Raw genomic sequence first — 12,884 nt, 5'->3', positions numbered from 1 at the left:
GCGCGGGCGGCCGCGTTCACGCGTCGCGGCGCTCGAACACGGCCGTCGCCACCGCGAGGAACAGTGCCGTCCAGCCCAGCACGACGAGCGCCGCGGGCAGCGTCGGCAGGAAGCCCGGTGTCCCGGGGACGGCGATTCCCGCCAGGCTCTCGGTCGCCGCGCCCGTCATGTACCGGGGGATGTTCTCCCCCCACCAGCCGCCCAGCACGGGGGCCACGGCGATCGGGAGCAGGCCGAGGAGCAGCACCGACACGAACGCCGCCGGTCCGCTGCGGAGCACCGCCGCCGCAGCGGCCGTCAGGAGCGACTGCACCGCCATGCCCACCGGGATGTAGACCAGCACCGCGCGGAGCATCCCCGGTTCGGCCAGGGTGAGGACGTCCTCCCCGGCGCGCGCGAGCACGGTCTGGGTGACCCAGAAGTTCGCCAGGGCGATCACCAGGCCCGACGCCGGCGCCGCGGCACCCACCACGAGGAACTTGGCGCCCAGGACCCGGGCACGGCGCGGGGTGGCGGTCAGGGTCCACGCGATGGCGCCGGTGCGGTATTCGGCGGCGACCACGTTCGCGGCCAGGGCCGAGAAGGTCCACACACCGAAGGACGCACCGAAGAAGATGACGCTGTACCTCCCGTCGGCCTGCTCGCGCGCGATGGCCCCCGTGTCACCGAAGAGGCCGGTCAGGGCGGTGATGCCGACCGTGAGGAAGACCGTGGCCGCGATGATGGCGCGGTTGGAGGGCAGCGCCAGGAACTTGGCCCATTCCGAACGCAGCGCCGCCCCGAACCCCGGTGCTCCTCGTTCCGTGCGCTCGCCGCCACCGGTTCCGGCCGTTCCGCCGTCCCCGCTCCCGCCCGTCGGTGCCGACGCCGTCCGCCCCACCGTCATCTCCCCACTCCCACCGGATCGTTCACGTACGCCCGGGGCGCTGCTGCCGGTCGGAACCGGCGGTCGGCTCCCCGCCTTCCGGCCCCGGTGGTCGGCCGCGCTCACCGTCGGTCTCCGTTCATCCCGGCGGACGCGAAGGTGTGGCGCGCGCTGTCCCGGGTGAGCTCGAAGAAGACCTCCTCCAGGTCGGGGCTCTCCTGTCCCAGCCCGTGCAGGACCACCCCGTGGCGGGCGGCCAGCTCACCCACGCGCCGCGCGTCCAGCCCGCGCACGGACACCCTTCCTCCCGGGCCGGGCTCGGCCTCGGCGCCCTCCTCGGCCACCAGCCGCGCCAGCAGGCCGGCCTGCGGCGTCTCCACCGAAACCGGCCCCGACCCGCGCCGGACCACCTCGTCGATCCCGGCCTCGGCGATGAGCCGTCCGCCGCCGATCACCACCACGCGGTCGGCGGTCGCCGCCGTCTCGCTCAGCAGGTGGCTGGAGAGCAGGACCGTGCGCCCCTCGTCGGCCAGCCGCCGCAGCAGGGTGCGGATCCACCGCACGCCCTCGGGGTCCAGCCCGTTCACCGGCTCGTCGAGGACGAGCACCCCGGGATCGCCCAGGAGGGCGGCGGCCAGCCCCAGCCGCTGGCGCATGCCCAGGGAGAAGTCCTTCACCTTGCGCCCCGCCTCGTCACCGAGCCCGACCATGCCGAGCACCACCTCGGCCCGGCCCCGGGGCAGGCGGCCCGCGCGGGCGAGCCACCGCAGGTGCGCGGCGGCAGTCATGCCCCCGGGCACGGACTCGGTCCCCAGCAGCGCGCCGACCGCGCGCATGGGCGCCTCGAACGTCCGGTAGGGCCGTCCGTGGATGAGCGCCGTCCCCGCCGTCGGCCGGTCCAGCCCCAGGACCAGCCGCATCGTGCTGGTCTTCCCTGCGCCGTTCGGCCCGAGGAAGCCGGTGACGGCCCCGGCCGGAGCGGTGAACGTGAGCCCGTCCACCGCCCGGACGCCGCCCCGGTACTCCTTGGTCAGGTCCGCCGCTTCGATCATTCCGCCCCCCGTTCGCCGGGCTCCGTGCCCTCTCCTGCTCCATGTGCTCCTCCAGCCAAGCGCGCACGGGCGGCGGCGGGCGAGCATACAAAGCCGTCGGCACCGACAACCAAAGTTGCGACTTCGGCGCTGGAGGAGCCGCCCCGGGCCGCCAGGGCCTAGCCTCGGAGCATGGTCGATCCCGGTCGCGCCCCGAAGGGCCGCTCCGGCCGCGGGCAGGTGGCGGTGTGCGCGCTGCTGGTCGCCGCGGCGCTCGGGACAGGGCTGCTGTGCGCGGCGGCGCTGCCCGGCGCCGACGCGGTCGCCGTGGTCGCGGGCACCGGAGCAATGGCGGTCGCCTCGCTGGCGGCGCTGGTCGGGCCGCGCCGTCCGCTCACCGCCGCGGCGGCGGCCTCCGGGACGGCGATCGCCGTCTCCACCGTCGACCCGGCCTGGCGGGAGCTGACCGCGGCGGGCGGGCTGGCCTGGGCCCCGCTCGCCATCGCGGGGGCGGCGGTCGGGTTGGTGTCGCATGAGCGCCGCAAAGCCCGGCTGGCCCTGGGCATGGCGGCGCTCGCCGCGTACGCGGTGGTGACCACCGTCGTGACCACCCCTCCGGAGGGCTCCTACCTGTTGAGCGCGCTGGGCGCGGCCTCCCCGGTCCTCGGGGGGACGACGCTGGCTCTAACGTTCCGCCTCACGCAGGCGCGCCGCGAGCGGATACGCCAGGAGGCGCGGGAGCGCGAGCTGATCGCCGAGCGGGCACGGGTGGAGGAGCGCAGGCGACTGGCCGCCGAGATGCACGACACCGTCACCCACCAGGTCAGCCTGATGGTGCTGCAGGCCGGTGCCCTGTCCGTGGCCACCGACGACCCCGAGGTGCGGTCGGCCGCCGACGGGATCCGCGGTGCGGGCGGCAGGGCGATCGAGGAACTGCGGAGCCTCATCGGGGTCCTGCGCGGGGACGACGCCGAACCCGCCGGGCGTTCCGCGGAGGTGCCCGCGTCGGGCAACGCGGCCGCGGTCGGCGCCGGGGCCGGGGCCGGGACCGGGGAAGCGAACACGACCGGCGGCGGGGGCGAACCCGTGCCCGACCCCGCAACCCTCGCGGAGGAGGCCCGCGCCGCCGGGCAGCAGGTGGACTACACCGCCTCCGGCGGCCCCGAGGGGCTCGCGCCGCACACCGCCCGCACGCTCTACCGCGTCGTCCAAGAGGCGCTGACCAACGCGCGCAAGCACGCCCCGGGAGCGGCCGTGGAGGTGCGGATCGACCACCGGCCGGACGCGGTCGCGGTGGCGGTGGAGAACGGGCCTCCGCCACCGGACGCGGAGACCGGGCGGCTGACTGCGGGAGCCGGCACCGGGCTGGACGGGCTGCGGCACCGCGTCGAGCTGGTCGGGGGCTCCCTGGAGGCGGGGCCCACCGCCGGAGGCGGCTTCGCCGTCCGGGCCGAGCTCCCCCGCGGGGCCTCCGGCGGCGCCGGACGGGGCCCCGAATACCGCGCCGACCAGAACGAGCGGACGGGCGGAGCGGACCGGACGGTCCGGGAGGAGAACGCGTGATCAGGGTCCTCGTGGTGGACGACGAGCCGATGGTCTGCGCCCACCTGCGCACCATCCTCGGGTCCGCCGCCGACGTGGAGGTGGTGGCCGAGGCCCGGGACGGCGCCGAGGCCGTGGAGGCGGTGCTGCGGCACCGGCCCCGCGTGGTCCTGATGGACCTGCGCATGCCGGGGGTGGACGGCATCGCGGCCACCGGCCGCATCGCCGCCCTGAAGGACCCGCCCGCCGTGGTCGCGCTGACCACCTTCGACGACGACACGCACGTGGTGCGGGCGCTCTCGGCCGGGGCGCTCGGATTCCTGGTGAAGACCACCCCGGCCGAGGACCTGGTCAACCTGGTGCGGGTGGCGGCCGACGGCCACACGGTGATGTCCCCGGGCGCCGCGCACCGCCTGGTCCGCGGCCCGGGGCGGGGCCGCTCCGCCGAGGTGCGCGGGCGCATCGCCGCGCTCTCCGCCCGCGAGCGCGACATCCTCGGGTGCCTGGGCGAGGGGATGTCGAACGCCGGCATCGCCCGCCGCCTGTTCCTGGCCGAGCCCACCGTGAAGAGCTATGTGTCGCGGATGCTGACCAAGCTGGGGTGCGCCAACCGCACCCAGGCGGGCCTGCTGGCGCACGAGGCGGGCGTGGCCGCCCCGGACGCCTGACCGGGGCGGCGGCCCCGGCGGCCCTACCGCCCCCGCGCCCGGCGGTCGATCTCGGCGACCAGGCGCTCCTCCGCGTCCGCTCCCGGGGCGACCCGCGGCAGGCGGGCCATCATCGCCAGCCCGGCGATCCACCACGCCCCCACGATCACCCACTCCCAGGGCCACACCAGCGCGGCGGGCATGCCCGGCAGGTAGAGCGCCAGCAGCCCGAGGCTCAGCACCAGCGCCGCCACGCCGACCGCCGGTCCCGCCGGGGTGCGGAACGGGCGCTCCATGCCCGGTTCGCGCCGCCGCAGCACCAGGAAGGAGACGGCGACCACGATGTAGGCGACGACGATGTTCACGCCGCCCGCGTCCACCAGCCACACCAGCATCGGCCGGCCGAAGAGCGGGGCCAGCACCGACAGCGCGCCGATGAACAGCAGGGCGTTGCCGGGCGTGCGGAAGCGGGGGTGCAGGCGGCCGAACCAGGCGGGGACCATGCGCGACTCGGCCATCGCGTACAGCAGGCGGCTGCCCCCGATCAGGAACGCGTTCCAGCTGGTGAGCAGCCCGGCCAGGCCCCCGACGACCAGCAGGTTCCCCATGGCGGGGCTGTTCCACAGCGCCGCCATGGCATCGGCCGAGGCCAGGTCGGAGGCCATCAGCTCCTCCGGGCCGAGCGCGGCCCCGGCGGTCAGCATGATCATCACGTACCAGGCGGCGGCGCAGGCCACCGAGACCACGAGCAACCGGCCGACCTGCCGGAAGGGCAGCCGGATCTCACTGGCCGACTGGGGGATGACGTCGAACCCGACGAACAGGAACGGCACCGCCACCAGCACGACGAACATGCCCGGGACGCCGCCGGTGAACAGCGGCTCCATGGTCGCGGCGGAGCCGCCCACGGCGGCGCCCGCGACCATGGCCGCGCCCGCCGCCAGCAGGAACAGTACCGCGATGGTCTGGAAGACCCCGGCGGGGCGGATGCCGACGTAGTTGACGCCGGTCATCACCGCCGCCGCCAGGACGCCGACCGCGACCTGGGCGGCGGAGACGTCGTAGTCGGCGACGGTCCACAGGTGTCCGGCCTCCATCGCCCCGGGCAGCAGGTAGCCGAGGGTCTGCGGGACGGCGACGGCCTCGAACGCCACGACGGAGATGTAGCCGAGCACCATCGCCCAGGAGGCGGTGAAGGCGCCCCGGGGGCCGAGCGCGCGCAGCGCGTAGTGGTGCTCGCCTCCCGCCCGGGGCATGGCCGCGACCAGCTCGGCGTAGGTGAGCCCGACCAGGGCGATGACCACGCCGCCGAGGACGAAGGCGAGGGCGGCGCCGACGCTGCCCGCCGCGTCGATGAAGTCGCCGGTCAGCACGATCCAGCCGAAGCCGATCATGGCGCCGAAGGCGAGCGCGAGCACGTCGCCGCGGCCGAGGACCTTGAGGAATCCGTCCCCTCCCGCACCGGGCGGCCCGGCGGCCCCGGAAGGTGTGCCGGGCGTGCCGGAGGGGCCGGGGGAGCCGGAGGCTCCCGGGGAGTCAGGGGTGTTCGGGGCGTCCGACATGGGGGACCCCTCCGTCTCGGGGGTAGCGAGGGTGACCAGGGGACCTTTAAACCACCGCCGCCACGGAGTGATCAAGGTCCCGAAACGGCGCAATCAGCGCGAACGTATGTCCACGGTGCACAACGGACGCCGCGGGGACGCCCGGCCGGCGCACCGGAGGCGCGGGGGCGGCGCCCGGTGTGCGGTCGCGGCTCCGGGGTAGGGACGGCCGCATGGGACGCTTTCCGACGACCGCCCTCCTCGCCGGAGCCCTCCTCACGGCCGCCGCGTGCACCGGGCAGGAGTCCTCGCCGCCCTCCGGCACAGGCGGCGGCGCGAGCCCCCCGGCCGACGTGTCCGACCCCGCGGGCACCGGCGGCTCGGAGGACGGAGCGGCGCAGGACCAGGAGTTCCCCGACGTCGTCGACGTGGCCGTCACCCAAGGGAACGCGGGCTACGACTTCGCCGTCACCATCAGCTCCCCCTATGACACGCCCGAACGGTACGCCGACGGATGGCGGGTGCTGGGTCCGGACGGCACGGTTCTCGGCGAGCACGTGCTGGCCCACGACCACGCGGATGAACAGCCCTTCACCCGGACCCAGCGCGGAGTCGAGATCCCGGACGACACCGAAGAGGTGACCGTCGAGGCCCGGGACAGCACCAACGGGTACGGCGGCGAGACGATGACGGTCCCTGTGCCGTGAGGCCCACCGGCGTCGGCCTACCGCCGGGCGACACCGGAAGGACCGCTTCCGCGCTCCGCCCCTGACGGCGGCGACGAAGGGCGGCGACCACCGAAGAGGGGTGGTGTCCGCTGGAGTGGTGGAGTCCCCGTTGATCTCGGGGAAAACGACGCTAAAACCGCGCTTGTAGCGTCGTTTTTCCCGAGATCAACGGGAATCCGGGGGCCGAGACGCCGGAGGACTCCGGACGGGGCCTACCGGGCCCTCCGGCGGGTGATGCGGCGGGATCCGCGGCCCGCGCCCCGGATCCGTTGGGGCGGATCCTCCCGCGCCAGCAGTGCCGCGCCCACCAGGCCCGCCTCGTTGCCCAGCTCGGCCCGGACGATCCTCGCCTCCGGGCGGTAGCCCCGCCCCGTGAGGTTCCTGCGGTAGGCCGTGCGCGCCGGCCCCAGGAGCAGGTCGCCGCACTCCGACACCCCGCCGCCGATCACGAACACCTCCGGGTCGAAGGCGGCCGCCAGGTCGGCCAGGCCCTTGCCCAGCCACCGGCCGACGTCCTCCAGCACCTCCACGCACGCGCGGTCGCCCTCGGCCGCCAGCTCGGCGACGAGTGGGCCGGTGATGCGCGACGGGTCGCCGCCGACCGCCTGCAGCAGCCCGCGGGCCACCGGCGAGTCGGCCGCCGCCAGTTCGCGCGCCTCACGGGTGACCGCGTTGCCGCTGGCGTACTGCTCCCAGCACCCCCGGTTGCCGCACTCGCAGCGGTGCCCGTCCGGCACCGCCACCATGTGCCCGAACTCCCCCGCGATGCCGTGCCGCCCCCGGTACAGCGCCCCGTCCAGCACCACGGCTCCGCCGATGCCGGTGCCCAGGTTCACCACCACCGCGTCGGAGGAGCCGCGCCCGGCGCCCAGCCGCATCTCCGCCCACGCCGAGGCGTTGGCGTCGTTCTCCACCGCCACCGGCAGCCCCAGGCGGGCGCTCAGCGCGGTGCGCAGCGGCTCACCGCGCCACGACAGGTGCGGGGCGAACAGCACCGAGGAGCGGTCCCGGTCGACGAACCCGGCCGCGCCCACGCCGACCGCGGTCACCGGGTACTCCCGGCGCAGCTCGTCGACCACGCCGGCGATGGTGTCCTCGACCACCTTGGGGCTCTTGCTGCGGTTGGGGGTATGCGCGCGCCCGCGGGCCAGCACCCGCCCCGCCGGGTTGACCACCCCTGCGGCGACCTTGGTGCCCCCGATGTCGACGCCGATGACGAGCCCGCGCCGACGCCCCCTGCTTCTCAGTGCCATGGCCTGCCCACTTTACCGCCGCCGCACCCCCGCTCCGGCCATTGGTCCTGACGTGCATTTGTCTTGACAACACCCCGTGCACTGTCGGCCTTCCGTCGGCGGTGGGGCGCACGTCACCCACCCCTGGAGGAGGACCTGCGCGACGCAGGCACCCCCGCCGCTGCCCCCGGGGCGCGGGTGCGGTGATCCCCCAGACGGGCGCGGCGCGCCGACTCCGGCCGCATCCGCCCGGGCCGCCGCGCCCCGCGCACATAGGATGACCGGGTCCGCGCAGGAGGGGGCCGAATGCGTTCGATCCGGGGCGATCCGTGGGCCGTACTGGCGGCCCTGTGCCTGGGGTTCTTCATGACCCTGCTGGACCTGACGATCGTCAACATCGCGATCCCGGACATGATCCGGCGCTTGGGCGCCGCCGCCGACGAGGTCCTGTGGGTGGTCAACGTCTACACCCTCGCCCTGGCGGTCCTGATCATCACCTCCGGCCGGCTGGGCGACCTCTACGGCCAGCGCCGCCTCTTCCTGGTCGGGGTCGCCGCGTTCACCACCGCCTCGGTGCTGTGCGGGCTCGCCCCCGGCGCCGGGTGGCTGATCGCCGCCCGCGCGGTGCAGGGGATCGGCGCGGCGGTGATGATGCCCCAGACCATGGCCCTGCTGGTGCGGGTGTTCCCGCCGGAGCGGCGCGGCACCGCCATGGGCGTGTGGGGCGCGGTGGCGGGCCTGGCGACGGTCGCCGGGCCGACGCTGGGCGGGCTGCTGGTGACCGCCTTCGACTGGCGGTTCATCTTCTTCGTCAACATCCCCTTCGGCGCCCTCGCGCTCGTGCTGGGCGCGGTCCTCATCCCACCCGACCCGAAGCCCGAACGCCGCCCGCGGTTCGACCCCGCCGGGGTCGCGCTGGCCACCGGGGCCCTGGGGCTGCTCGCCTTCGCCCTGGTCGAGGGGGAGCGCTTCGGCTGGGGGACGGTCTACGGGCCGATCAGCATCCCGCTGCTGTTCGCCCTGAGCGCCGTGCTGTTCGCCGCCCTCCTCCTGCAGCAGCGCGCGCGGCAGGGCCGTGACCCGCTGGTGCCCTTCGGGCTGTTCGGCGACCGCAACTTCAGCCTGATGAGCCTCAACGCCGCCCTGGTGTCGGTGGCGATGATCGGGCACTCGCTGCTGTTCACCATCTACCTGCAGTCGGCCCTGGGCATGACCGCGCTGGCCGCCGGGCTGACGATGGCGCCCATGTCGGTGCTGTCCATGGTGGCCGCGCCGGTGGTGGGCCGCTGGGTCGACCGGCTGGGCGGCAAGTACCTGCTGATGGGCGGATTCGCGCTGTTCTGCGTCGGCCTGGGGTGGCTGCTGCTGGGCGCCCGCCCGGACTCGCGCTGGTGGGAGTTCGCGCTGCCGCTGGCGCTGATGGGGCTGGCGGTGGCCTCGGTGTTCGGGCCGATGAACTCCCTGGCGATGTACCGGGTCGACCCGCGCATGGCGGGGGCGGCCTCGGGGGTGCTCAACACCCTGCGGCAGCTCGGATCGGTGCTGGGCGGCGCCGTGGTGGGGGCGCTGATGCAGGCGTCCCTGGCGGCGAACACGGTGCGCGAGGCACGGGCGGCCGCCGACGCGCTGCCGCCGGAGGACCGCGACGCGTTCGTCACGGCGGTCGAGCCGGAGCACGGCGCCGGGGTGGAGCTGGGCGGCCCGGCCCCGCCGACGCCGCCCGAGGGCGTGTCCCCGGCGGCGGCCGACCGGCTGGCGGAGCTGGCCGGGCAGGTCTTCTCGCAGGCCTTCACCGACACCTTCCGCGAGGTCGGCTGGGTGGCGGTGGGCGCGATGGCCGCCGGGCTGGTGGCCACCGCCTTCTCCCGCAACATGCGCGGGCCGCCGGAGAGGACGCCCCCTGCGCGGGCGCGGCGGCCGTCGCAGGACTAGATCCGGCCTTGTCCAGCAGGGCGCCCCGCCCGCGGAAGCGGACGGGGCGCCCCGGGTGGGGAAGGTCCGATGTGGGGTCGTGCCCGGCCCCCGGTCAGGCGCGGGCGGGGTCCACCAGCGCGGAGACGTCCGCGGGAGGGGCCTCCTCGTAGGGGAAGTGGGTCGCGCCCAGGGCGGGTTCGAGGTCGAAGAGCCAGGCCGCCTTCTCGTCGTACTTGGCGAAGAACGGCTTGCCCACCAGCTCCGGGTCGCGCGCCTGGATGAAGTGGAGCACGAACACCTTCTCCCCGGCGATCTCGGTGACGCCGTCCACGCACACCTTGCCCGGTGTGGCCGACATCGACGGGCCGCGCACGGTGCGGGCCAGGCCGGAGACGTTCTTGTAGGCGTCGCGGAAGATGTCGTAGGCCCGGGCCAGCGGCACCGCGAAGTAGTCCTGCGGGCCGGTGTCGCGCTCGACGAACATGTAGTAGGGCACCATGCCCATCCGGAGCTGGGTGCGCCACATGCGCTCCCAGATCTCCGGGTCGTCGTTGATGGTGCGGATCAGCGGCGCCTGGGTGCGGATGATCGCCCCGGTGGCGCGGATCCGCCGCACGGCCTCCTGCACCAGCTCGGGTTCGAGCTCGTTGGGGTGGCTGAAGTGGGCCATGAAGGCCAGGTTCTTGCCGGACGCCTCGACCTTCTCGAACAAACGCAGGGTGTCGTCGGCGTCCGGGTCGGTGACGAACCGCTGCGGCCAGTAGGCCAGCGCCTTGGTGCCGATCCGGATGGACTCGAGGGTCTCGACCTCCAGCAGCGGCTCGATGTACTTGGAGATCACCCCCTCGCCCATGATCATCGGGTCGCCGCCGGTGAACAGCACGCTGGTGACCTGCGGGTTCTCCTTGAGGTAGCGGACCAGGTGGTCCACCTCCCCGGAGGCGAACTTCAGGTCGGGCTCGCCCACGAACTGCGCCCACCGGAAGCAGTAGGTGCAGTAGGCGTGGCAGGTCTGCCCCTGCTTGGGGAAGAACAGCACCGTCTCGCGGTACTTGTGCTGCATGCCCTCCAGCGGGTCCTGCCCGTCGACCTTGGGCACGTTGAGATCCATCTGGCCGGCGGGGTGCGGGTTGAGCTTGGCCCGCACCTCGTTGGCGGCCGCGTTGATCTCCTTCCTCGGCGCGTCCTGGCGCAGAAGATCGGCCATCCGGGCCACGTCCTCGGCGGGCAGCATGTCCGCCTGCGGGAAGACGAGCCGGTAGATCGGGTCGTCGGGGGCGGCGTCCCAGTCGATCAGCTCGTCGATGACGTAGCTGTTGACCCGGAACGGCAGCACCGTGGCGACGGCGCGGACGGCGAGCCGCTCGTCCTCGCCGAGGCCGGCCCGCGCCGTCAACTCGTCCAAGTGCTTCGAGGTGTAGGCACGGAAGCGACGTCCCGCGGACGGGGACATAGCCGCGTCTTGCGTCAAGCTCACGCGTCTCCCTTCAGGGTGCGGCAGGCGCCCCGCCGTCGGCAGGGCAGGCCTGATCCGGGCGCCCCCGGCGAAGGAGGGGGGGCGCCCGGCGAGATCTCGTATGGGTTGTCGGGCCCGGAGTGGTCACCCTCCTGACCAGCGGACCGATATACCCGATCTTCGCTGATTCTTACCCACTTTCCACAAATACCCTCCTGACCTCGAACGACCGGGGCGCCCCGCGCGCTCCCGACGGCCGAGGCATACGCTTGCCCCCTGGGCGGGCACACCCCCCACCACGTGCGAGAAGACGTCGGACCGGGGCACGGCGGGCCACCGCCGCACCCCGGCGGAGCAGTGAGGATCCACACGTGAACCAAGCCGGACCCGCGGGCACCGCCGGGCCGCCGCGCGGCGGCCCGGTCATCGCCCTGGACGCCATGGGCGGTGACCACGGCCCCGCCGAGACGGTGGCCGGGGCGGTGTCCGCGGTGCGCGAGCACGGGCTGCGGGTCGTGCTGGTGGGACGGATCGCCGAGCTCACCGGACTGCTGGCCGAGCACGGGGCGGCCGGCGAGGTGCCGGTGGTGCACGCCGAGGACACCCTGGCGATGAACGAGGGCGCGCTGGCGAGCTGGCGGCGCCCGCGCTCCAGCGTCGCGGTGGCCTGCAAGCTGATCCGGCAGGGGGACGCGTCGGCGCTGGTGTCGGCCGGGTCGACGGGGGGCGTGGTGGCCACCTCCACCGTGCGGTTGCGGACCCAGCCGGGGGTGCTGCGGGCGGCGCTGGCGGTCGTGCTTCCGACGCGGCCGCGCCCGACGGTGCTGCTGGACGCGGGGGCGAACGCCGACGCCAAGCCGGAGATGCTGGTGCAGTTCGCGCACCTGGGCGCCGCCTACGCGCACACGGCGCACGGGGTGGACGAGCCGCGGGTGGGGATGCTGACCATCGGCGCCGAGCCGGGCAAGGGCAACCGGTTGGCGCGCAAGAGCTCCGAACTGCTGGCGGCGACGGCCGCCGAACCGCCGCGGCTGGACTACCGGGGGCACATCGAGGGCCACGACCTGCTCGCCGGGGAGGTGGACGTGGTGGTGACGGACGGCTTCACGGGGAACGTGGCGCTGAAGACCGTCGAGGGCACGGTGCGCTTCGCCTTCGACGCGGTGCACGAGGCGCTGACCTCCACCCGCCGCGCCCGGGCGGGGGCGCTGCTGCAGCGCAAGGCCCTCCGGGGGCTCCGGGAGAGCCTGGACAGCGAGAGCACTGGAGGGGCGGTGCTGCTGGGCCTGAACGGGACGGTGGTCATCGCCCACGGGGCGAGCCGCGCCCGCGGCATCGAACGGGCGTGCATGCTGGCGGCGGACCTGGCCGCGGGAAGGATCGTGGACCAGATCAGGCGTCGAGTGACCCCACCGGGCCGCAGCACGGGCTGGCTGCACCGCCTGGGCCACCCCGACGACCACTGAGACGACCACCGAGACGACCACCGAGGGGGGTCGGCGGCACGGCGGGTACCCCGCTCACGGCCTCGGCCGAGCGCCGGGCCGTCGGAGTGTGAGGTGGAGGGCGGCGACGACGGAGGTCAGCGGCCCTAGCGGCGGCGCTGTCGGCCGCCGGGCGTGTGCGTGGTCGCCGTGATGGGCGGCGACGACGCGAGCGGAGCGGTTCCCCGGGCCTGCCTGCCGGGCGGCGGGTTCCTCGCGGTGCGGGTGGGCGGCGGCTCGGCCGGTACCCCGCTGCCGGGCCCCGGCCGGGCGCCGGGGCACCGGAGTGCCAGGTAGACGGCGGCGACGACAAAGGCCAGCGGCCCTAGCGGCGGCGCTGTCGGCCACAGGGCGTGTGCGTGGTCGCCGTGATGGGCGGCGACGGCGCGAGCGGGGCGGTTCCCCGGGCCTGCCTGCCGGGCGGCGGGTTCCTCGCGGTGCGGG

10 protein-coding genes are annotated in these 12,884 nt (G+C 75.0%); 5 read left to right on the top strand and 5 right to left on the bottom strand.

The genetic code is table 11. From position 1 onward, the window contains the following. Nucleotides 1–16 precede the first annotated feature (16 nt). The gene (locus O4U47_RS17200; RefSeq protein WP_270678896.1) at nucleotides 17–886 is read right to left on the bottom strand and encodes an ABC transporter permease subunit; all 870 of its coding nucleotides are present in this window, start codon (nucleotides 884–886) and stop codon (nucleotides 17–19) included. Between the two features lie 101 nt (nucleotides 887–987). Further along, nucleotides 988–1,917, bottom strand: a complete 930-nt coding sequence (locus tag O4U47_RS17195) for an ABC transporter ATP-binding protein (protein ID WP_270678895.1) — start codon at nucleotides 1,915–1,917, stop codon at nucleotides 988–990. A 171-nt stretch (nucleotides 1,918–2,088) separates the two neighbouring features. Between O4U47_RS17195 and O4U47_RS17190 the strand changes: the two genes are divergently transcribed. Then, the gene (locus O4U47_RS17190) at nucleotides 2,089–3,459 is read left to right on the top strand and encodes a sensor histidine kinase (RefSeq protein WP_270678894.1); all 1,371 of its coding nucleotides are present in this window, start codon (nucleotides 2,089–2,091) and stop codon (nucleotides 3,457–3,459) included. Continuing rightward, nucleotides 3,456–4,106 carry a response regulator gene (locus tag O4U47_RS17185; RefSeq protein WP_270678893.1) on the top strand — a complete coding sequence of 217 codons (651 nt, stop codon included), beginning with the start codon at nucleotides 3,456–3,458 and terminating at the stop codon, nucleotides 4,104–4,106. The genes O4U47_RS17190 and O4U47_RS17185 overlap by 4 nt, the downstream gene beginning before the upstream one ends. A 23-nt stretch (nucleotides 4,107–4,129) precedes the next feature. On the opposite strand, the gene O4U47_RS17180 is transcribed toward O4U47_RS17185, so the two are convergent. Then, a complete protein-coding gene (locus tag O4U47_RS17180) occupies nucleotides 4,130–5,647 on the bottom strand; it encodes an APC family permease (RefSeq protein ID WP_270678892.1) in 1,518 nt (505 codons plus the stop codon). A gap of 212 nt (nucleotides 5,648–5,859) precedes the next feature. Between O4U47_RS17180 and O4U47_RS17175 the strand changes: the two genes are divergently transcribed. Then, nucleotides 5,860–6,333: a hypothetical protein gene (locus O4U47_RS17175; protein ID WP_270678891.1), complete on the top strand. Its 474-nt coding sequence runs from the start codon at nucleotides 5,860–5,862 to the stop codon at nucleotides 6,331–6,333. Between the two features lie 233 nt (nucleotides 6,334–6,566). Here O4U47_RS17175 and O4U47_RS17170 read toward each other — a convergent pair whose 3' ends face one another. After that, nucleotides 6,567–7,607 carry an ROK family glucokinase gene (locus O4U47_RS17170; RefSeq protein WP_270678890.1) on the bottom strand — a complete coding sequence of 347 codons (1,041 nt, stop codon included), beginning with the start codon at nucleotides 7,605–7,607 and terminating at the stop codon, nucleotides 6,567–6,569. A 285-nt stretch (nucleotides 7,608–7,892) separates the two neighbouring features. Here O4U47_RS17170 and O4U47_RS17165 point away from each other — a divergent pair, with 285 nt between their 5' ends. Beyond that, the gene (locus tag O4U47_RS17165; RefSeq protein WP_270678889.1) at nucleotides 7,893–9,518 is read left to right on the top strand and encodes a DHA2 family efflux MFS transporter permease subunit; all 1,626 of its coding nucleotides are present in this window, start codon (nucleotides 7,893–7,895) and stop codon (nucleotides 9,516–9,518) included. Between the two features lie 94 nt (nucleotides 9,519–9,612). Here O4U47_RS17165 and O4U47_RS17160 read toward each other — a convergent pair whose 3' ends face one another. Beyond that, nucleotides 9,613–10,953 carry a KamA family radical SAM protein gene (locus O4U47_RS17160; RefSeq protein ID WP_270678888.1) on the bottom strand — a complete coding sequence of 447 codons (1,341 nt, stop codon included), beginning with the start codon at nucleotides 10,951–10,953 and terminating at the stop codon, nucleotides 9,613–9,615. Between the two features lie 443 nt (nucleotides 10,954–11,396). On the opposite strand from O4U47_RS17160, the gene plsX reads away from it, so the two are divergent. Next, entirely contained in the window at nucleotides 11,397–12,422 is a 1,026-nt protein-coding gene (plsX, locus tag O4U47_RS17155) for a phosphate acyltransferase PlsX (RefSeq protein WP_408638989.1), read from the top strand. Nucleotides 12,423–12,884: the final 462 nt, after the last annotated feature.

The sequence above is a fragment of the Nocardiopsis suaedae genome, from assembly GCF_027706745.1.
GTDB lineage: Bacteria > Actinomycetota > Actinomycetes > Streptosporangiales > Streptosporangiaceae > Nocardiopsis_A > Nocardiopsis_A suaedae.
This window is presented reverse-complemented; position numbering and strand designations above follow the sequence as displayed.

Excerpts from the sequence above, each read along its gene's own strand:
- O4U47_RS17200 (WP_270678896.1), bottom strand. The coding sequence starts at position 886 with ATGACGGTGGGGCGGACGGCGTCGGCACCGACGGGCGGGAGCGGGGAC.
- O4U47_RS17195 (WP_270678895.1), bottom strand. The coding sequence starts at position 1,917 with ATGATCGAAGCGGCGGACCTGACCAAGGAGTACCGGGGCGGCGTCCGG.
- O4U47_RS17190 (WP_270678894.1), top strand. The coding sequence starts at position 2,089 with ATGGTCGATCCCGGTCGCGCCCCGAAGGGCCGCTCCGGCCGCGGGCAG.
- O4U47_RS17180 (WP_270678892.1), bottom strand. The coding sequence starts at position 5,647 with ATGTCGGACGCCCCGAACACCCCTGACTCCCCGGGAGCCTCCGGCTCC.
- O4U47_RS17175 (WP_270678891.1), top strand. The coding sequence starts at position 5,860 with ATGGGACGCTTTCCGACGACCGCCCTCCTCGCCGGAGCCCTCCTCACG.
- O4U47_RS17170 (WP_270678890.1), bottom strand. The coding sequence starts at position 7,607 with ATGGCACTGAGAAGCAGGGGGCGTCGGCGCGGGCTCGTCATCGGCGTC.
- O4U47_RS17165 (WP_270678889.1), top strand. The coding sequence starts at position 7,893 with ATGCGTTCGATCCGGGGCGATCCGTGGGCCGTACTGGCGGCCCTGTGC.
- O4U47_RS17160 (WP_270678888.1), bottom strand. The coding sequence starts at position 10,953 with ATGTCCCCGTCCGCGGGACGTCGCTTCCGTGCCTACACCTCGAAGCAC.
- plsX (WP_408638989.1), top strand. The coding sequence starts at position 11,397 with ATGGGCGGTGACCACGGCCCCGCCGAGACGGTGGCCGGGGCGGTGTCC.